This is a genomic window from Streptomyces sp. 147326, from assembly GCF_045000215.1.
Lineage (GTDB): Bacteria > Actinomycetota > Actinomycetes > Streptomycetales > Streptomycetaceae > Streptomyces.
Map to the genome: position 1 here is coordinate 1,353,835 of NZ_CP134201.1, position 19,462 is coordinate 1,373,296.

The 19,462-nt window shown below is 72.1% G+C and carries 13 protein-coding genes and 2 pseudogenes; 5 read left to right on the forward strand and 10 right to left on the reverse strand.

Translation table 11 applies throughout. The features are described from left to right. Nucleotides 1-30 precede the first annotated feature (30 nt). A complete protein-coding gene (locus RIU97_RS06230; protein ID WP_404953959.1) occupies nucleotides 31-1,968 on the forward strand; it encodes a CASTOR/POLLUX-related putative ion channel in 1,938 nt (645 codons plus the stop codon). A 30-nt stretch (nucleotides 1,969-1,998) separates the two neighbouring features. Here the strand turns inward: RIU97_RS06230 and RIU97_RS06235 are convergent, their stop codons facing one another. From RIU97_RS06235 to RIU97_RS06245, 3 genes and pseudogenes are all read right to left on the reverse strand, one after another. Beyond that, entirely contained in the window at nucleotides 1,999-3,969 is a 1,971-nt protein-coding gene (locus tag RIU97_RS06235; protein ID WP_404953961.1) for a flavin monoamine oxidase family protein, read from the reverse strand. Between the two features lie 137 nt (nucleotides 3,970-4,106). Next, a complete protein-coding gene (locus RIU97_RS06240; RefSeq protein ID WP_404953963.1) occupies nucleotides 4,107-4,835 on the reverse strand; it encodes a carbonic anhydrase in 729 nt (242 codons plus the stop codon). Between the two features lie 153 nt (nucleotides 4,836-4,988). Beyond that, nucleotides 4,989-5,186: pseudogene (locus RIU97_RS06245) on the reverse strand (ABC transporter ATP-binding protein); the annotation flags it as partial. On the opposite strand from RIU97_RS06245, the pseudogene RIU97_RS06250 reads away from it, so the two are divergent. Continuing rightward, nucleotides 5,139-5,483 (forward strand): annotated as a pseudogene (locus tag RIU97_RS06250) (integrase core domain-containing protein); the annotation flags it as partial. The pseudogenes RIU97_RS06245 and RIU97_RS06250 overlap by 48 nt on opposite strands. 199 nt (nucleotides 5,484-5,682) lie before the next feature. On the opposite strand, the gene RIU97_RS06255 reads toward RIU97_RS06250, so the two are convergent. From RIU97_RS06255 to RIU97_RS06280, 6 genes are read right to left on the reverse strand one after another with little or no spacing between them, the layout of a single operon-like run. Then, a complete protein-coding gene (locus tag RIU97_RS06255) occupies nucleotides 5,683-6,777 on the reverse strand; it encodes an NAD(P)-binding protein (protein WP_404953965.1) in 1,095 nt (364 codons plus the stop codon). 7 nt (nucleotides 6,778-6,784) lie between these two features. Next, nucleotides 6,785-8,692, reverse strand: coding sequence for a ferritin-like domain-containing protein (locus tag RIU97_RS06260; RefSeq protein WP_404953967.1), 1,908 nt, complete (start codon nucleotides 8,690-8,692; stop codon nucleotides 6,785-6,787). Between the two features lie 37 nt (nucleotides 8,693-8,729). Next, entirely contained in the window at nucleotides 8,730-10,190 is a 1,461-nt protein-coding gene (locus RIU97_RS06265; protein ID WP_404953969.1) for a radical SAM protein, read from the reverse strand. Further along, complete coding sequence (locus RIU97_RS06270) at nucleotides 10,187-11,605, reverse strand: hypothetical protein (RefSeq protein ID WP_404953971.1); 1,419 nt, start codon at nucleotides 11,603-11,605, stop codon at nucleotides 10,187-10,189. Before RIU97_RS06270 ends, RIU97_RS06265 begins: the two co-directional genes overlap by 4 nt. A gap of 37 nt (nucleotides 11,606-11,642) precedes the next feature. Further along, nucleotides 11,643-12,872, reverse strand: coding sequence for a Dyp-type peroxidase (locus RIU97_RS06275; protein WP_404953973.1), 1,230 nt, complete (start codon nucleotides 12,870-12,872; stop codon nucleotides 11,643-11,645). Continuing rightward, a complete protein-coding gene (locus RIU97_RS06280; protein WP_404953975.1) occupies nucleotides 12,869-14,131 on the reverse strand; it encodes a hypothetical protein in 1,263 nt (420 codons plus the stop codon). Before RIU97_RS06280 ends, RIU97_RS06275 begins: the two co-directional genes overlap by 4 nt. Nucleotides 14,132-14,373: 242 nt before the next feature. Between RIU97_RS06280 and RIU97_RS06285 the strand changes: the two genes are divergently transcribed. Continuing rightward, on the forward strand, nucleotides 14,374-14,820 hold the full coding sequence (locus tag RIU97_RS06285) for a pentapeptide repeat-containing protein (protein ID WP_404953977.1): 447 nt from the start codon (nucleotides 14,374-14,376) through the stop codon (nucleotides 14,818-14,820). Nucleotides 14,821-14,838: 18 nt separating this feature from the next. Here the strand turns inward: RIU97_RS06285 and RIU97_RS06290 are convergent, their stop codons facing one another. Continuing rightward, the gene (locus RIU97_RS06290; RefSeq protein WP_361756387.1) at nucleotides 14,839-15,021 is read right to left on the reverse strand and encodes a hypothetical protein; all 183 of its coding nucleotides are present in this window, start codon (nucleotides 15,019-15,021) and stop codon (nucleotides 14,839-14,841) included. Nucleotides 15,022-15,145: 124 nt separating this feature from the next. Between RIU97_RS06290 and RIU97_RS06295 the strand changes: the two genes are divergently transcribed. Together RIU97_RS06295 and RIU97_RS06300 are read left to right on the forward strand one after the other, a co-directional pair. Continuing rightward, a complete protein-coding gene (locus tag RIU97_RS06295; RefSeq protein ID WP_404953980.1) occupies nucleotides 15,146-17,143 on the forward strand; it encodes a M20/M25/M40 family metallo-hydrolase in 1,998 nt (665 codons plus the stop codon). A 78-nt stretch (nucleotides 17,144-17,221) separates the two neighbouring features. After that, nucleotides 17,222-19,249 carry a M36 family metallopeptidase gene (locus tag RIU97_RS06300; RefSeq protein ID WP_404953982.1) on the forward strand — a complete coding sequence of 676 codons (2,028 nt, stop codon included), beginning with the start codon at nucleotides 17,222-17,224 and terminating at the stop codon, nucleotides 19,247-19,249. Nucleotides 19,250-19,462 lie beyond the last annotated feature (213 nt).

The following is a 19,462-nucleotide window of genomic DNA, read 5'->3' on the forward strand; positions in this document are numbered from 1 at the left end:
GGTTAGCAGCGCGAAGACGAGGGAGTCCGCATGGCACAGCACCACACGAAGTCCCTGCGCCTGCGCCTGCGGTACCGGTTCGACAATCTGGTGGCAGGGGGCACGACCGCACTCATCGGCTGGCTCGCCCTGGCCTGCCTCGCCGTCGTGATCCCGGCGAGCACCGTGCTCGTCTGGGCCGACCGTGGCGCTCCGACGAGCCTCTCCGGCCGGCTCACCGCCGTGTGGGTCAGCGCCGGGCAGACGCTCAAGATCGGCGGCGCGGTTGGCTCCCCCGTCTACGTGCTGGCCTCGGTGACACTCGCCCTGGTCGCGCTGCTGTTCGTTTCCACCCTGGTCAGCCTGATCACCACCGGCATCAACGGGCGGATCATGTCACTGCGCCGCGGCCACTCCACCGTCCTGGAGGCGGGGCACACCGTCGTCCTCGGATGGTCCGATCAGATCCTCCCCGTGATCGGGGAACTGGTGGCCGCCAACGCCAACCAGCGCAGGTCGGCCGTCGCCGTGCTCGCCCCGAAGGACAAGGTGGAGATGGAGGACGAGATCTCCGCCTTCACCACGGGTACCGGTAGCGGCACTGGCACGACGAGGATCATCTGCCGCAGCGGCCGCACCACGGATCCCACGGTGCTGGCCCGGGTGAGCCCGCAGACCGCGAAGGCGGTGCTCGTCCTGCCTCCCGCCGGGGAAGCGGGCGACGCCCATGTGGTGAAGACCCTGCTCGCCCTCGACGCGGCGGTTCCCGGGCCCGGTGACGCGGTGGTGGTCGCCGCCGTCCGTGACACCCGCAACCACCTCACCGCCCGGCTGGCGGCCGGGCCCGGCGGGCACGTCCTGTGCGTCGACGACATCATCGCGCGGCTCCTCGTACAGACCGCACGTCAGCCCGGACTCTCCCTCGTCTACCAGGAGTTGCTCGACTTCGAAGGCGACGAGTTCTACACCGCCGCCGCTCGGGGTCTCGCCGGACGCACCTTCGGCGAGGCCCTTCTGGCGTTCACCACGTCCTCGGTGGTCGGTCTGGTGCGCGCCGACGGCCGGGTCCTCCTCAACCCGGATCCCGGTACGGCGATCGGCGCGAGCGACCGGATCGTCGTCATCTCCGAGGACGACGACACCGCGGTGCCGCAGGACGCGGCCGCCTGGGTCGACGAGGACGCGATCGTGACGGCCCGCCCGAGGACCCCGCTGCCCGAACGCCTGCTCCTCCTGGGCTGGAACCGCCGCGCCCCGCTCGTCCTGGATCAGCTCGACCAGTTCGTGAGCCCCGGTACCACCCTGGACGTGGTGGCTCTCGGCGGCGAAACGACCCTGCACACCACCTCCGAGGTCGCCGGGGCGCGCAGCCGCCTCGAAGTGTCCTTCCACGGCGGGGACATCACCGATCCCGAGGTCCTGGCGAAGCTGGACGTGCCTTCGTACGACAGCGTGATCGTCATCGGCGAGGCCGCGACCGGGACGGCGGCGGCCACCGACCCCGGCGGCACCGACACCGACACCGAGACGGACGACCGTACGCTGGTGACGCTGCTGCACCTGCGGGCGATCGGGGAGGCCGCGCAGCGGGAACTCGCGCTCACCACCGAGATGTCGGACGACGGCAACCGGCTGCTGGCCCCCGCCCGGGACGGCGCCGACTTCATCGTCAGCGGCCGGCTCATCAGTCTCCTCATGACCCAGATCTCGGAGAGCCGCTATCTGGCCGACGTGTTCGAGGAGCTCTTCAGGGCGGAGGGGAACGAGCTCTACCTGAAGCCGGCCGCGGACTACGTCCGGACCGGCCGCGAGGTGCCGTTCGCCACCCTCGTCGAGGCGGCGCGCCGCCGCGGTGAATGCGCGGTCGGCTACCGGCTGCGCGCGCAGGCCGCCACGGGGCCCGCCTTCGGGGTCCGGCTCAATCCCGACAAGCGGCAGCGGGTCCGCTTCGGCGAGCACGACTGGCTGATCGTGCTCGCCGAAAGCTGAGGCCCGAGGGAGGTCCTGCCGTACGGGCGCTCAGGGCGCCGTGTGGACCTCCAGGGCGGTCCGTACCGCGGATTCCAGGGCTCCCTCGATCCAGGCAGGCTTGATCGAGGTGTGGCAGCCGGCGAAGTGCAGGTTCCCTTCGGCCTTGCGGACGTGGGGGAAGAGCTCGGTGTGCTGCCCGGGCAGCAGCACGGAGGCCTCGCCGTACGCGTACGGGTCGCGCATCCAGGACTGGGTGCGCCCGACGCCGGTGTAGAACACCTCGATCCGCTGCCCGAACACCTCCTGGACCCCGGCGAGCGCCCGCGGGTAGCGCTCCGCGTCGTCCAGGGAGTCCCACTTCAGGGCGTCGTCCGACCAGCTGTAGGAGGCGAGCACCACCCCGCCCGGGCTGCCCTCGACGGGGTAGGAGGGCTGGAACATGAACCGGTTGGGGTTGTCGGTGGCCGAGCCGCCGCCGATGACCCCGGCCGCCTCGGGCTGGTCGCGGGTGACGGCGCGGCAGGCGGCGTAGTGCGCGCGCTGGGCTTCGGAGATGTGGCCCTTGGGTACGGAGGGATGGGCGCCCAGCAGGATTCCATCGGCCGGGGTCCGCCCGACCTGGTAGTTCCGGTACAGGCCCGGCTTCACGGCCTCCAGTTCGCGCTTCCAGTCGGCCTCGTCGAACTCCCACCAGCGGCGGCTGAATTCCAGCAGCACCTTGGTGGCCGCGTCGTAGTGGAGTTCGGTGATCGCGCGGCGCTTGCCGTAGGAGAGGGCGGGGGCGACCGGGATGTGCCGCAGTCCGGAGAAGGGGACGGTGATGATGGCGGTGTCGCCGGTGAAGGTCTCGCGCCGCACGGCGCCGCCGCGGCCCTCGGAGACCGTGTCGACGGTGACCTTGCCCTCCCCGTGCGTGATCCGGGTGGCACGGCGGTCGAGCCGTACGACGTCCTCGACCCGGGCGTAGAGCGCGTCGGCCAAGGTGGCGGTGCCGTCGGGCAGTTCGAAGAAGGCGGTGTCCGGGCTGATCAGCGAGGCCCCGATGAAGCTGTGGATGAAGGCGAGGTGCAGCCGGGAGGTGAGGTTCTCGACGGTTCCGATCAGGTCGATCGTCCGCTCGTCGAGCTTCGCCTCCTCGGTCAGGTAGCGGTACATGGACATGTGGCCGTAGCGCTGGACGACGCGGGCCCAGCCCTCGACGAGCGCCTTGTCCTTCCTGCCCTCGATCTCCTTGCGTACGGGGGCGAAGGCGTTGCGCACGATCTGCGCGGCGGGCAGCGACTCGTAGGCCGCGGGGACGCCGAAGGAGCGGTTGAGGGCCTGCGGGCTGCGCGCGTAGTCGGCGCGGCGGACGCGGATGCCGTTGACGAAGATCCACGTACGGTAGGCGGGGCGGCCGGAGCCGTCGACGTCGACCAGGTGGAAGCGCCGGCGCTTCAGGCCGAGGCTGTCGATCAGCCCGGTGACGAGCGGGTGGCTGTCGGGGATGCGCATGGCGCCGGCCTCGGCGTACTGCTTGGGGTCCGCGAAGGCGGCGGCGGACCTCTCGTGGCCGCCGGTGCGGAAGGTCTTGATCCGGCCGCCCACCCGGTTGCCGTTGGCCTCGATGACGGTGACCTCGTGGCCGGCCTCGCGCAGCAGGTGGGCGGCGGTGAGCCCGGCCGGCCCGGCGCCCACGATCAGCACCTTCTTGCGGCTGCGGGACCGGGGCAGGCCGGTCTTCAGGAGGATGTCCGCGTAACGGGGCACCAGCGGCTGGTCGTCCTCGTCCCGTACGAGGATGGCCCGGGCGATGGTCAGGCAGGTGTCCCAGTCGGGGCGCGCGGAGCCGGAGGGGGCCTTCGGGGTCCCGGCGGAGGCGGCGGCGACGGTGAGCGCGCCGGCGCCCGCGACGGCGGCGGCGCCCGCGATGACGGTACGGCGGGAGGGGCGCTGCCCGGACGCGGGGGCGGGCGCGGCGGGCGCCGTCGCGGCGGAGTCGTCCGCGGGGTCGGGCGTGGGGGAAGACTCGGTGATCATGGGTCAACTCTCCTTGCCGACCCACCGCTTGATCACCGAAAGCGGCCCGGGCGGGAAACAATCACCCGGACGTGCGGCACGGTCAATCGGGCGCTGACGAACAGGGTTTCGCATGCGGAACGGCGGCGCGCGGCCGGTCAGCGGATCCCGCGCACCCGCAGGCTCGTGAGCTCGTACCGGGCCCCGACGACGGCCAGCTTGCCGGCCGCGATCCTGGCCGCCAGCTCGGGTTCGGCCCCCAGCCGCGCGCTCACCAGGCGCACGTTCGCCGTGATCGCGGCGTCGATCCGGGCCGCTCCCCGGAGTTTGCGATCGATCGCGGGGTGGATCTGGTCGACGAGGTACTGCATGTGGCCCGGGAGCGGGGGTCCCCCCGCGTGGGCCTGGACGGCCGCGGCGACGGCCCCGCACGACTGGTGCCCGAGGACCACGATCAGCGGGATGTCGAGTTCGAGGACCCCGTAGGCGATGCTCCCCAGCACCGCCTCGTCCAGGACCTCGCCCGCCGACCGCACGGTCAGCAGGTCGCCGAGGCCCTGGTCGAAGACCAGCTCCGGGGGGACGCGGGAATCGACGCAGCCGAGGACGACGGCGAACGGGTGCTGCCCGCCCACCAGCGTCCGCCGCACCGTCCGCGTCTGGTCGGGATGCCGCTCGTGGTAGGTGCGCCAGCGCGCGTTCCCCGCCACCAGGGCGCCGAGCGCGGTCTCGGGGGAGGTGGGCCGCAACGCCGCCGCTCCCGCGGCGCGGACGGCGCCCGGGGTCCCGCGGGCACCGGCCCCCAGCCCGGCGGCCACGGCCACCGCACCGGTCAGCGCCGCCCGGACCACCCGGCGCCGTCCCGGGGCCTCGTGCCGATCAGACATGCCGGATCCCGTCGTCCGCCGTTCCTGACCCTTCACACGCGGGTCCAGTCTCAGCGCGCCCGTACGGTGCCGCAATCGGGGGCCGGGCTTTCATCCGTGTGGCTCAGTGCAGGTCAGTGCAGGTCAGTGCGGGTCGGTGCACGTCAGTGCGGCTCAGTGCAGGTCGGACCGCGCGGGGGTGTCGTCGAGGAAGCCGCCCGACTGGTGCTGCCACAGCTTCGCGTAGGCACCCTCCGAGGCGAGCAGTTCCTGGTGCGTGCCCTGCTCGATGATCCGTCCGCCGTCGAGGGCGACGAGCCGGTCCATGCCGGCGACGGTGCTCAGCCGGTGCGCGACCACGAGTGCCGTCCGCGAACGAGCAGAGCCTTCGCTGAAATCTGCAGGTCAGCAGGGGTCCGGCAGAGCATGGGCGCGATCGGGTCAAGCGCGGACAACGCCGCCGCGGAAAGCTTCAACGCCGCCTTCAAGAGGGAGACACTCAAAGGCCGGAAAGCCTGGTCGAGCGAGCGCGAGGCCAGGCTCGACGCCTTCCGCTGGCTGACCCGATACAACACCCGACGCCGGCACTCCCGCCTCGGCCAGCGGTCCCCGATCGCCTACGAGAACGATGCCCAACCGGCAGCAACTACCCTGGCCCAAGCCGCATAGACGTGTACAACATCCGGGGTCAAGGCCCGGGCCCCTCGCCGTGGAATTCGGGCAGGCGAGGGTTTCGCCCACGGCGACCAGCGTGCTGACGGGGCGCGGGCGGCCGCATGTCGGCGTCGCCTGGGCCATTTCGGCCACGGGCCCGCAATCCCGGGCGCGTCGCGGTTTCGGGCGGGGGCGCCGGGCCCCCGCCCGGCCGTCACCCCGACTGGCAGGCGTCGAGCTCGTGCTGCCACGCGGGGGTGGGGAACGCCTGGGGGTAGAGCCGGGCACAGGTGGCGAGGTGGTCGCGGAACGCGGTGCGCAGGCGGGCCGTGTAGTGGGCGCACAGCCGGTCCGCCGGGGTGCCTGCGGCGGCGGAGTCGATCACGGCGGCGGCCAGGACGGCCGTACGCAGGGCCTGGGCGGTACCGGTGCCGCTGAGGGGGTCGTAGCGGATGGCGCCCGCGCCGACGAGGAGCAAGCCGGGGATCCGGCCGGCCGGCGGGGTCGCCGGGGCGCGGTGGAGGCGGGGCGCGGCGGGCAGGGCGACGGCGGTGGCGGGCGGCTGCGCAAGTCGCGCTGCCAGGGGGCTGCGCGCGAGGAGGCGGCCGAGGTGTCGCGCCGGGTGCTCGACCGGGCCGGGGACCATTGCCTGGAGCAGGGCGTTGCCGTTGCCGAGCGGGGTCAGGTGGAGCCAGGCGTCGTCGGTGCGCTCCAGGCGGGCGGTGGTGTCGTCCTGCCCGGATGCGCAGGGTGCCTCCCCGGCCAGCAGGTGCCGTCGCCCGGCCGTCCGGTACGCGTCGTCCCGGCCGGGCGGGGTGGCGGTGACGGTCCACTGCGGGACGGTCGCGTCAGGCGGAACGGGCGCGTCGTGCCGTACCGGCGGGACTTGCGGGTCGGGCGGGACCGGCGCGTCGGGGCGGGCTGGCCGGTCGGGCGGTCCCGCCGGGTCCGGCTCTTCCGGCACGGCGTCCGGATACCGGTCCGCGAGGCGGGCCAGCAGCCGCCGGGCGAGCCGCGCGCCGTCCACGACCGCCGCCGGCTGCGGCAGGGGCGGGTCGGTGTCGCGATCGGGGGTCCAGCGGGCATGCCGGTGGGTGAGGCGGTGGCTGTCGGCGGCCGGCCCGTCCGTCGCCTCGGTGCCCCACAGCGCGTGGAACAGCGCGAGGGTGTCGTCACCCAGCAGCAGCGGACGCGGCCCGCCGGCCGGCCGGGGCCGGAGCCGGACCCGGTGGCCGCGCGCCGCGAGCAGCCAGGCGCAGGTCAGTTCGGCGAGTCCGGATCCGGCGATCGCTACGGTGGTGGGCCTCACGGGATCCTCACAGGATGAGGTCGGCGATCAGGGCCTCCGTGGTGGCCCGGTGGCGGGTCATCATGCCGCGCAGGTCGGCGCCGTCGAGCGAGGTGATGCTCCCTTGCAGCTGCCGGGCGGCCCGGGCGGCGGCGAGGGTGGCCTGGCCGTCGGCGAGCGCCGTGACGACGCCGGGCTGGGGGGTCTGGAAGCGGGGGGCGACCCCGCGGGAGGCGAGGAGGTGGTTGACCTCGTGGAAGTTGGTCATGGCCCGCCGGGCGTGTTCGATCAGCACGCCTCCGGCGCGGTCCCCCAGTGCCAGGGTCTCCTTCATCGTGCCGAGCAGCAGGGCGTAGTTGAGGTCCGCGAGCTGCAGGAGCCGCTGGTCCAGCGGGTCCGGGGTCTTGTCGAGCATGCGCAGGTACTCGTCCTCGGAGAACTCCGCGAGGTGCCCCTTGACCGCTTTGAACCGCTCGAAATGGTCCACGCCCTCGTCGATGATGAGTTTGATCAGGTGGGAGAGCCGGTCGGCCTGCGGGAACAGGTCGGGGCGTTTCTCGATGGTGTGGTGGAGACGGATGTACATGCCGTCGATGCCGCCCGGATTGAGCTCGGCGCTGGTGCTCTCCACCTTGATGAACCAGTCCAGTTGCGCAGCCGTGAGCCGCTTCAGCTCGAAGACCTGCCCGGACTCGGGCTGGATGAGCATACCGAGGGGCGGCGGTTCGAGCTTGTGCGGCCTGCCGAGCACACCGAGCACCTCGTTGACCCATCTCAGGTGGCGCATCTCGTCCACCGCGACCGAGAACACCTCGGTCGCGGCCGCATGGAACTGCGCGATGGGCGACTCAGGGTTCGTCCCGGGGGCGAGTACGGTCGGGGCGTTCAGCGAGTAGTGCGCGTACAGGTATTCCAGGCACAGGGCGTGCTCGACGTCGGCGAGCCGCTCCAGTTCCTCGATCACCTTCTCGGGGGTCATCTCGTCGACGTCGAACGGGGTGCCCGGGCCCAGGACGTCGTCCTCGCGGCCGTTGAGGACGACGGGCAGCACGTTCCAGTTGGTGATCAGTGCGGGGTGGTCGAGTTCGTCGCCCTCCCGATCGCCGTAGTTCGGGGTGTCCAGCTTGGGCGGGAACAGGGTGCGGTCCGAGCGCTGGAAGTTGAGGGGGTGGAACCGGCCGTCGGGGCTGGCCGAGATGTCGGGTTTGGAAGCGGCCCAGTAGTAGCAGCCGCATTCGCGGAAGTCGTACTGCCAGGGGGCGCACAGGCTGCGAGTGAGGTCCCCGGGCAGGTAGACATCGGGGTCGATGACTCCGTCGGGGTCCAGGTAGGCGGCCCTGTCGGCGATCAGGACGGCCGCCTCCACCCTCCCGTCGGCATCGCGTTGCACGGTGGTGTCGTTCCGCATGCGCCAGGCGTTGAGGCCGTCGGGCACGATGTTCGCGCCCGGCGACTGGCTGCCCGGGGTGGGTCCGAGCAGGATGGCGATCCGCCCGGGGAGCAGGTCGTGGACGCGGCGCCAGAGAGCGAGCCCGTCGCGGGCGGTGGCGTGGAACACGGGGGCCTGCGACTCCGGCTGGTCCACGCTGGTCCGCCCGCACACCGCCCACAGGTGGAGCCGCCACGGGTCGGCCGCGACGCCCGCACCCAGGTCGGCGGTGGTGAGGTCCAGCACGGACGGGGCGCCCTCGGTGACGCCGATCAGCCGCGAGCCCAGATCGTGGTGGAAGTCGAACAGCAGCCCGGGGAAGAAGGCCTTCTCCAGGTTGCGCTGGTCGAATTCCAGACCGGGGAAGCAGTTGTCCACCCCGCTTTCCGGGCGGGATCCGGACGGGTTTCCGGGGACCGCGTAATCGGCCCGTGCGGTGAGGTTGCGGGGAAAGACCTTCCCCTCGGGTACGGGGAGGTCCACGCTGCCGGGGATCGGGTTGTTCACGGTCGGCTCCTTCGTCCGGGTGGGTTCACAGGCACGGTCAGCGGGCCAGTCCGGCAGGATCGCCGGGCAGGTCGGACGGAGTCGTCCGGCGGAAGAACTCCGGTGCGCTCTCGGTGAGTTCGACGTACGCGCGCAGGCAGAAGGCCAGCCAGCCGCGGATGTAGTCGCAGCCGGGGCGGCCTCGCCGGGCGACCTCGTGGTAGCAGCCGCCGCCGCACAGGTAGCGGGCCCAGCAGGACCGGCAGGGTTCCGCCCGGTCCACGTGGCGGGCCGCGAGGTGCTCGGCCCGCGCCGCCGGGTCGGATCCCTCGGCGACGGAGCCCATCCGGAACGCGGGGTCGTCCACGAGCCGGTGGCAGGCGTACAGGCCGCCCTCGGCGGAGGCGCTGAGGTAGCCGGCGCCGGCGCCGCAGGGGTAGGGACGGTGACCGCCGGTGTGGAGTTCGTACATCGCGGTCTGGAAGTTGCCGAAGGGGTACGGCCGGCCCGCGGCGAGCGCGGCCAGCGCCGCCTCGCCGCATTCGGTCATCTGCTCCAGGAACCCGGCGAAGGCGCTCGCGCCGATCTCGTAGGCCGGGTCGGGGGCGCTGACCACCGCGGCGAAGCCGACCTCGTCGAAGCCGAGGCCGATCCCGTGCTCCAGGACGTCTTTGAGCCGCCCGGTGTACGGGGTCACGCTGACCCGGGCCGACAGGTGGCGCGGCCGCCCGTGCCCGTTCAGCACGTCCAGCCCGGCGCGCAGCCGGTCGTACGCGCTGCCCCCGCCGGGCGCCTTGCGCAGCGCGTCGTGGCCGGCGCGGTCGCCGTCGAGGCTGACGGCCACGGTGAACGGGTGCGCGGCGAACAGCTCGGCGTCCTGGGGCCGGACGGTGGTGAGGTTGGTGGTGAGGGCGAAGCGGACCGCGTGCCCGGTGTCGGCGCCGGCCCGGGTCGCGTAACCGACCACTTCGTGGACCAGTTCGCGGGCGAGGAGCGGTTCGCCTCCCATGAAGCCGACGACGACTCCGGCTCCGGGTGCGGCTTCGGCGAGGAGCCGGTCCACGGCGGCGAACGCGGTCGCGCGGGGCATGGCGCGGGCGGAGCCGCCAAACCGGCCCTCGTCCGCGTAGCAGTGTCCGCAGCTCAGGTTGCAGGCCTGCATCACGTTGAGCGAGAGGGAGGCGAGCGGGGGCACCGCGGCGGGGGTGCCGTCGATGCGGGGGGCTGGGACTCCCGCCCCGCCCCACAGTGGCAGCCCCAGTTCGGCGGCGAGGGCGGTGTCCGCCGCCGGATCGTGGCCCGCCGCGCCCGCGGCTGCCGTCCAGGCCTCCAGTCGGGCGGCGGTCGCCTCGGGCAGGTCGTAGATCCGGCTTCCGTCGGCCACGAACAGGTGGGCTCCGTGGGCGCTGCGGAAGACCCTGGTCTCGGCGGGGAGGCCGGAGGGAGCGCTGCCCGGGCCCAGCTCCGGCTCCCGCTCCGGCTCCGGAGGGCGGCGGCCGATCTGCAGGAGGACGCTCACGATCCCTCCTGCACGTTGGCACGCACGGAACGGGCCCATGCCACCAGCAGGTCGTACTGGCGGCGCGTCAGGTGCATGGGGAACGCGTCGGATCCGCGGACGGACACGGGCATGCGGCGGTCGTACCAGCGCTCCTCGGAGGCCGGTGGCCTGACGAACTGTGCGATGAAGTTGGGCTGTTCGCGGATGAGATCCTCCAGGACCTCCAGGGCCGAGAAGCGGCGGTGCTTGCGCCGGCCGCGTTCGGTGAGCGCAAGGGTGATCCCGGCCAGGGGCACCGGCGCGGGGAAGGTGCGGGCGCGCGCCTCGGCGATCGAACTTCCCTCGCCTTGGGCGTTGCGGATGTTCTCGCCGGTGGCGCGCTGGTTCTGGGCGTCCACGTTGACGGAGTCCATGGCCTCCAGGGCCCGTTCGAACAGGTCGCGCACCTCCAGCGCGGTGAGCTGCTGGTTCCCGGAGACGTACGCGGGGTCGCGGACCTCGGCGCGCTTGACCCGGTCGGTCAGCCCGTCGGCCAGGGAGGTGAAGGGCCTGCGGTCGGGGGCGAAGTCCGGTGGGGTGACGACGATGCGGGCCCGGGCGGTGAGCTCGCCGACGGTGACGGTGACCAGGCCGTCGCACACGTCGTCCACCAGCCCGAAGCTGGTTCCGCCGTCCTCTTCGGACGCCCCGGCGTAGAGGCCGCTCGGCGCGGTCCGCGGGTCGCCGTCGTCGTTGGTCTCCCTGAACTCGCACCAGCGGGAGTCCGGGGACAGGAACAGCTGCTCGGCGGGGAGCGGATACCGGGTGGTGTGCTGCGTCAGGTTCGTGGGGCCGTAGACGAGTCCGGCGGCGGGGGTGAAGCGCAGCCGCAGTTCGGGGAAGGCGGCGCTCGGCTGCGGGATCTGGACCGAGCCGAGCGGGACGTGCCGTCCGGGGGGCACCAGGGGCCGCGCCGCCGATTGGGGCGAGCGTCCTTCCAGGGGCCTCTTCTGGTGCTGGTTCCCGGCGACCTCCACGGCGGCGTCGATGCGGTCGTCCTCGGCGCGGGTGCAATGGTGTGCCTTGAGGTTGGCGACCTCCACCTTCCACCGCACGTCGGCGGGGGTGAGGCCGAAGGCGTCCAGCACCTCGGTGGTGATCGGGCCGTCGCCGCGCACCCCGTCGATGACCCACGAGCCGTGCACTTCGAAGAAGGGGCAGATGGGCCGGAATCCGTGCTCGTCCTTGAACCGGGCCCGGTTGCCCTGGGGCAGGCGCTCTGTCAGCGTGCCGTCGGCGGCGACGACGAGCGAGGGCGCGGGCAGGGCCACGGTCTTGCCGGTGCCCCGGGGGTTCAGGTCGTTGGGCCCGTAGCGGTAGTTCTCGCAGGGGTCGGGCGACGGACCCAGCCGGGCGAAGGCCAGCGGCGGGTAGAGCCACATCTTTTCGATCACCGTGCGTCTCCGTTTCCATCGGGGAGAGGGGGTGTGTTCACCCGAAGACCTCGGCTCCCGGGTAGGGAGCGGCGTCCCGCACCGGCGGGACGAGGTAGGTGCCGCCGGCCCGTACGGTCAGCAGCCGGCCTGCCGGGCCGTCCGCGTCGGGCTGCCCGCCGAAGTTGACGCCGCCCAGCCAGCCGCGCTGGGTGAGGACGCGCAGTACCCGGTCGGGGCCGTCCTGGAAGCTGATGAAGTTCAGGCCGACGCGGAAGCCGGGCGCGGCCGCGACGGCTTCGAAGAACTCGTGGCCCTGGCGGAACATCCGCAGTGAGCCGGCCAGGTCGGGGGCGGAGTCGCCGCTCAGGTTGGCCCGGCGGACGTGGGCGGCGAGCATCACGGGGTCGTCGGTTGGGCCCGGCTCGATGAAGTCCTCGTTGCCGGGCTGAGTGACCTCGGTGGTCCCGGCCACCGGGCAGCCGGCGGCCGGTACGGGCAGCCCCTCGGGATCCGTGCCGGTGAGCGGGGCGCCGGTGAGCTTGTCCCGGCCTACCAGCAACTCCTGTTGGGCACGCGGTAGATGGTGCCACTGGTCGAGATCGACGGCGAGCTTGAGGAAGACGAGGTAGGTGCCGCCGACGGTCCAGGTATCGGAGCCGGCCTCGGCGTCGCCGATGGAGATGACCCCTTCCCGGTCGCTGCTCTCCAGGTTGGACACTCCGTCGTGGAAGCCGATCCAGCTGCGCAGGTCGTCGCGCTGGAAGCCGGTGTGGATGCCCGCGATCTCCAGCGGCGCCATCCGGGTGAGGCTGTCCCTTCTGCCGTCGAGGAGCTTCCACAGTTCCACGATCGCGCGGGACACCGCGAGCTGGGTCCCGGCGGTGAACTGGAGACAGAACTCCTCGGTGGCGTCGTTGCGGACGATGTCCGAGGCGTACGGAAGGCCCGAGCCGACGAGTACTGGGCCGCCGCCGGTGGGCAGCGGGGAGCGGAAGCGAAAGCGCGGGCCGAGCGCGGCGGGGCAGGTGACGCGGGCGCCGGGGATGTCGAAGGCCTTGGGTCCGAAGCCGAGGAGGAACTCCAGGTCGCCGGTCGGGACCGGGTGGCCGGGGAGCTCGCCGACGCGCCCTTCGGCGAGGTCGCGCAGCAGACCGGTCACCTCGCGCAGCGCGCCGTCCACGGCGTCGGAGTCCGCCGCGGGGTCGGCGCGCAGGAACACCAGCGCGAGGTGCCCGGGCGGGCGGCGGCCGGGGGCGTGGTAGAGCCCGTCCTGGAGGGTACTCATCGGCTGCCGCGGGGGGCGGCGGGTGGGGCGGGCTGCCCGGCCGCGGCCTCGAACGCCTCCTTCAGCGGCCGTACGACGCCGCTGCACACGCCCGCGTCGCGGCAGCGGATCGGGCCGGGCGGATCGGGCAGGACCACGAAGTCGCCCGGCGGGACGTCCTTGGGTGCGCCGAGCGCGACGAGCGGGCCCACCTGGACGTGGCGTACGACCTGATAGCCGCCGGTGAGCGGGTCTTCCGACTCGCCCTCGACCACGGTGATGTCGTCGAGGAAGTGCGGGTCCGCGTCCCCGGGGCCGAACTCCAGCCGCTGATGGAGCCCTTGGCGGCCGCGGCTGAGCCGGATCCACGGATCGGGGACCGGCCCGCCCTCGAACTGGAAGACCTCGGAGGTGAACGCGTGGATGTACATGCCGATGGGGTCGGCGAAGGACACGGTCCGCCCGTCGAAGGCGGCGCCCGCCGCGGTCATCGCGGCGGCCGGGTCGGCGTTGCGGCAGGCCAGTGCGGCGAGAGGGGGGTCCTGGCGGAAGATCTGGTCGCGTCCGGCCGCTTCCAGCGCGCCGGTGGCGGTGCGGCGCGCGTAGGGCTTGGCGCCGAACATCACGATGTAGAGGAGGTCGTCGAGCCCGTTGATGGGGTGGGCCATGAAGAGGGCGTTGACGGCGTTGAGGGAGCCCACGGGATCGGCCGGGACATCGGCTTCCCGGAGGTCGGGGTGCAGTCCGTGGCCCGTCATCTGGCGGGCGAACGCCACCCGGCGCTGTGTGGGGCTGAGCAGTTTCGGGTTGGCGACCGCGGGACCGTAGAGCTCCTCCCAGCGGGGAGGTTCACCGCCGAGCGTGTCGGTGAGGATGCCGCGCAGCAGGTCCGGGTCATCCTCGGCGAGCACCTGGTAATACTCGGGCAGTTCGGTGGTGACCTGGACCCTCTTGGGGCGCAGGTTGCCCTGCCGGTCGGGAGCAGTGACCACCGCGTACTCGCAGTACTCGTTGTGGAGCGCGCGCCGTCCGCGGACGCCCCAGTCGCAGAGCTTGCGGGCGGTCGTCTCGTCGAAGCAGAACTCCGGCTCCGCCGGGTTCCCGAACCAGGTGACGGCCACCCGCTGGGCGTCCGGATCGCCGGGTTCGAGCGTGAAGTACGGGCTTCCGTAGAGGGGTTCGAGACGTTTGAACTCATCCTCGACCACCTGGTTCCAGCGGTCGAGGACACCGGGAGTCAACTCATCGGCGAATCCGGGGGCGGAGAACGATGAGGGCATGTCGGCACCTCCCGGCGGGTCGCGGGACCCGCAGGCGACGTAGGGCACGAATGAATCGTCACACAACGTAGCCAATAAAATGCACCGCGTAACCATCGGCGCGCCCGGGATCGCCTGCCGCAGGTCCGGGCACACCTCTGCCCCGCTCCTCCTCCCGAACCGGCGGATGCGCCTGTGGCGGGGGCCGGCGGCCCGGGTTGAGGCCTCGCCCCATCGGCATAGCGTGGGATTGAGCCGGTCCAGTGACAGGGAGCGACGGCCATGGGCAACCCGTCGGGGCCGACTTCTACCGTGCCCACCTCCAGGGCGCCGACCTCACCGGGGCCGACGCCACCGGCGCCTGCTTCGTCCGGGTCGACCTCGACGAGGCCGTCCTGCGCGGCACCGTCCTCGACAGGGCCGACCTCGTCCGGGCGGCGCTCTACGGGGCAGACGCGCGCGGCGCCAGCTTCCGCGGCGCCAGCATCCTGGGCACAGAGCTGCTGGACACCGACCTGCGCGGGGCGGACCTCAGCGGCGCGGTGCTCCAGGAGAACTCCTTCAAGGTGGCGAGGGACGACAGCACCTGGTGGCGGGGCCGACCGGGACCGTGTTCGGGCAGGCGGAACACGTCGCGGAGGACGGCTCCCGGACGACCCTCGCCGGGCACGAGCTGGAGGACTGGATCCGGGCGCGCGGGGGCGACATAGAGGTACTGCGGCCGTGACTCAGCGCAGGAACAGCGGCAGGGAACGCGGGCCGCAGCGGCGGGGGTTGCGCCACCACTGCGGGGCGTCGTCAGGTGCGGCCAGGTGCAAGGCCGGCTCGTCGGGGAGATCGAGGCCACCACCCTTGATGCACAGCACCTCAAGGCGGGTTGAACCGGTCTGATTCTCGTAGTGCGGGAACACGGCAGCGGACGGACCATGAAGGGGGGTCCTCAGAGCAGCGTGCACGGGTGCGGGCCACCGCGCAGGGACGACGGTCGCAGGGCTTCCCTCACACCCGGCATCGTCCCATGTGTGCCGTTCAACTGTGCGCCGTTCAACCATCGGAGGCGCCGAGATGACCGTGCTCTTCTTCGACATCGGGGCGACGTTGGCGGATGCCCGTCTTGAGGCCGACGGATCCTTCCGGTTGCGTCCTCGCCCCCGTGTTCTGCGGGTTCTCGATGCTTTCGCAGGGGAACGCAAGGGCATCATCTCCAACCCGGGCACCGGCCAGGATGCGGTCGCACGGGCCACGGAAGCACTCAACGAGGCATTTCCCGACCGGTTCACGGACGACCGCCTCATCCACTTCGGCACCAAGACCAGCCGCGCGATCTTCGACAACGCGGTCGCGAGCACGGGCGGCGCGGCCAGCGACTGCGTCTTCGTGGGTGAGGACCACGAGGAGCGCGCGTTCGCCCGCACGGCGGGCATGCGCGTCGCGGCCCACCCCGTGTTCACCCGGGCCGCCATCGAGAACCGCCCCGTCTTCTGGACGAGGATCGACCTGCCGGAGGGCCGGAGCCTGGCCGGGCTGGAGGCGGTGGCGAACGGCGCCGAGGTCGTTCCCGTGCATGTCGCCTCCCCTCGGCTCGTGCTCGCCATGGCGACCGCACTCGGCGTTGAAGCGCTCCAAGAGGGCGGGTTCACGACCGACGTACGGGGGCAGGTGGAGGACGCGGCGGCATTCCTGATCAGGGACGACCGCCCGGTCTCGGTGCCCGAGGCCTTCGCGGGCACCTCGGACGAGTCCAGGACGGTGACCGAAGGGGCGATGCGCGCCGCGGCCGCGTTCGGCTTCGCCTCCGGCGAGCTGACCGGGTACCTGCGGCCGATCGCCTCGCTCGGGCCGGCGCCCGGCGGTGTCTACGTCGCGGCGCCCGCCGGTGTCCCGATCGAGGACGTGCACACGCCGGGAGCCAAGCCCGGACACACCGAGCGCCTTCTCCCGGACCCGGCACTCCTGTCGCGCCCCGGTGAGACGCAGGCCGAGGGTTACACCGAGGGCTTCGCCGAGGCCCTGCCCGACGGGTTCGAAGGGGTGGGCAACGGCCTCCCTTCCCCCGAGACGATCGCGGCCGTACGCGCGGCCGTGACGCCCGAGGCGCTGCGCGCCCACGTGGCGCGCATCTCCGGCGTCGAACCGCTGGTCCCGGGCCAGCCGCTGAAGATCCGCAGCCGTGACGCGGCGAGTGCCGACAACGGGCTCGTCGTGGACGCGCTGGTCCGGCACTTCCAGGACCTGGGGCTGGTGGTCCGCCGGCATGCGTTCAGGTGGCGGGGACGCCAACTGTTCAATGTCGAAGCGGAGCATCGCGTCGAGGGAGCCGATTCCGCCGTTCTCATCACGGCACATCTGGATTCGACGGCGCTGAGCGGTCACTTCGTCGACGCGAACGGCGCGCCCCGCCCCTACGACCCCGCGGTGGACCCGGCGCCCGGTGCGGACGACGACGGGAGCGGGACCGCGGCGGTCATGGCCGCGGCGGAATGTCTGCGCGCACTCGTCGCGGACGGCAGGGCGCCGACGCGTCATGTGCGCTTCGTCCTCTTCAACGCCGAGGAGCAGGGGCTCGTCGGCAGCAAGCGCTACGCGCGCGCCGCCGCGGCGGCGGACGACCGCATCGCGGGCGTCTTCCAAATGGACATGATCGCCGGATTGCAGAACGGCAGCACGCCCACGGTGGAGATCCATGCCGGGTCCAAGGTGCCCGGGCCGGTCGTGGCCGCCTCCACCGCGCTCGGCGGCCTGGTCGCGCGGACGATCCCGGCCCTCGCCTCCGGCTTCGCGATCCAGCAGCTCACCGGGCCTGGGGACCCTGCCATGGGGCGGAGCGACCACGCGAGTTTCCACGAGCGGGGATGGGCGGCCATCGCCGTATCCGAGGACCTCTTCGGTCCCGACGGCCGACAAGACGGGACCGGAACCCGGCAGTACCACACGCCAGGCGACACCCTCCTCGATGAGGACCATGACACGCAATACGCGGCCACGATCGCCCGCTCCGTCACCGCGACCGCCCTGACCTTCGCGGGACTGTAGCCGCCACCACCGGTCTCCGCCCCGCCCTCTCAGCACAAGGACCGAACCCACTACGAGGACCCACCACAAGGACACACCATGACCGACCTCATCGATCGGCGGGATCTGGCCTACGACCGGTTCGACACGATCCCCGGCGCCGACGCGTTCCTCGAAGACACCGACCGCGTGGCGGCCGGGGTACAGCACGGCCTCACGGCCGAAGCCGGAAAGGTGAATCGTTTCACCGGCCATCTGACCGAGCTGAGGGTGGACCACTCCCCCGGCTTCACCGAAGAGTCCCTGACGGAGACCACCGACGCGGACTACATCGCCCGAGCCAGGGCCTACGTCCCGTCCGTCGCGGAGGCGATGGGGTTCGCGGCCGACGAGCCCCCTGAGTTCGTGGCGGATCCGACGGTGAGCACCACGAGCCAGGGCACGCGCGTCGTCAGTCTGCAGCAGGTCCACAACGGCATCGAAGTGCGAGGAATGGCGCCGAAGGTGTGGATGCGCGAGGACGGCACGGTGGAGCGGGTCGTCGGTGACACGGTGAGCGTTCCGTCGAACGTCGCGTCCATGCCGGCCGTGGCGGCCGAGGTGGCGCTGGCGGTGGCGGCGGCGAAGGCCGCCGAACCGACGACGCTCCAGAGCCCCTTCGGCGACGACGAGCTGCCGGCCCTGGACGTCTCGGGCGGCTTTGAGCGTCTGGCGTACCAGGCACGCAACGACCAGCCGATGACCTTCGCCCAAGGTCCGTTCGACGAAGCCGTTCCCGCCCGGCTGGTGTACCTCTACATGGGCGGTGACGTCCGCCTGACGTGGTCGTTCAGGTTCTCCCGCGCCAACCTGGCCGTTCGGTACGAGGCACTGGTGGAGGCCGACGACCGGACGGAGGATGTCACCGCGCCCCGGATCCTGCTGCTCCAGGACCTCGCCAGCCATGTGGTCGAGGGGTTCGTCTTCCGGCGGAATCCGGCGGAGAGCAGCTTCGACAAGGTTCCTTTCCCGCTCCCTCTCAGCGAGTACCCGACCGAGCTGCCCGCCGTTCCGATCCCGGGGTTCCCCGGCGCGTGGGCCACGTCCCAGAACGGACAGGTGGCGACCGTCGGCAACAACGTGCGGGCCATCGACGCGGTGACACGGAAAACCGTCCAAATCGACACGGATCTGGACGGCAACGGGGTGTTCACCACCGAACCGGACTCGCCGCAGCAGCTCGTCACCAACATGTTCTTCCTCTGCAACTACATGCACGACTTCTTCATGATGCTCGACTTCACCGAGAAGCACGGCAATTTCCAGACGGTGAACGTGACGGGGCTCGGCAGGGGCGCCGACCCCGTCCTCGCCATCGCCCACCCGGAACCGATCGATGGCACGGCCACCATGGACACCTTGGCCGACGGCACGACAGCGGTGATGAGGATGGGCCTGGTCGACGCCAGTGGGAGACACACCGCCAACGACGCGGACGTCGTCTTCCACGAGTACGTCCACGGGGTGACGAACCGGCTCGTTGGAGGCCTGCTCGACGCGGAGGGCCTTGAGGAGTTCCAGTCCGTTTCGATGGGCGAGGGCTGGTCGGACTTCTTCGCGCTCACCACGCGCAACTTCTTCCAGGAGCAGGAGCGCGTCGTCATCGCCACCTGGTCGCTCGACAACACGCGGGGATTCCGCCAGCGGCCCTACGACTCGCAGTATCCGGGCGGCTTCGGGGACATCGGCAAGGGCCCCGGACAGCTCCCGGGCGGCCTGAACTACAGAAGGGTCCACAACGTCGGCGAGATCTGGTGCGCGGCCCTCATGGAAGCGACCCGCAAGGTCGTCGGCGCGCTGGGCAGCAAGGAGCGGGGCTACCGCGTGATGTGGCAGGCGGTCGTCGACGGGCTGAAGCTCACGCCGAAGAACCCGAGCTTCCTCACCGCCCGCGACGCGGTCCTGCGCGCCTTGAAGGACCTGGAGGGAAGCCGGCTGACCGAAGCCGAGTACACGGCGGTCCGGAAGGCTGCCTGGGGATCCTTCGCGAAGTTCGGCATGGGCTTCGACGCGTTCTGCCCGAACGCCTCCCTCCTCGCCACCTGCCAGGCGGGCACCCAGCTGCCCCCGGCCGGCCACGAGGACTGACGGGCACCCGCGGGCCGGGTACCACCTCCCACGTGCGGAGGCGCCGTCCTCTCCGGCTCGCTCCACTCCAGCGGATGCTGCTACGGGAGTGGACGCCCGAGGCAGCCCAGGCCGGGTTCTGACGCAGCCCGTGCCCCCGCCGCGCGGACGGGGGCACTCGCCTCATTCTCCAGGCGATAGGCTGAACCAGACGACCTTGACGCACTCCCCCTG

Coding starts and splice junctions, on each gene's coding strand:
- RIU97_RS06230 (WP_404953959.1), top strand. CDS start 31: ATGGCACAGCACCACACGAAGTCCCTGCGCCTGCGCCTGCGGTACCGG.
- RIU97_RS06235 (WP_404953961.1), bottom strand. CDS start 3,969: ATGATCACCGAGTCTTCCCCCACGCCCGACCCCGCGGACGACTCCGCC.
- RIU97_RS06240 (WP_404953963.1), bottom strand. CDS start 4,835: ATGTCTGATCGGCACGAGGCCCCGGGACGGCGCCGGGTGGTCCGGGCG.
- RIU97_RS06275 (WP_404953973.1), bottom strand. CDS start 12,872: ATGAGTACCCTCCAGGACGGGCTCTACCACGCCCCCGGCCGCCGCCCG.
- RIU97_RS06280 (WP_404953975.1), bottom strand. CDS start 14,131: ATGCCCTCATCGTTCTCCGCCCCCGGATTCGCCGATGAGTTGACTCCC.
- RIU97_RS06300 (WP_404953982.1), top strand. CDS start 17,222: ATGACCGACCTCATCGATCGGCGGGATCTGGCCTACGACCGGTTCGAC.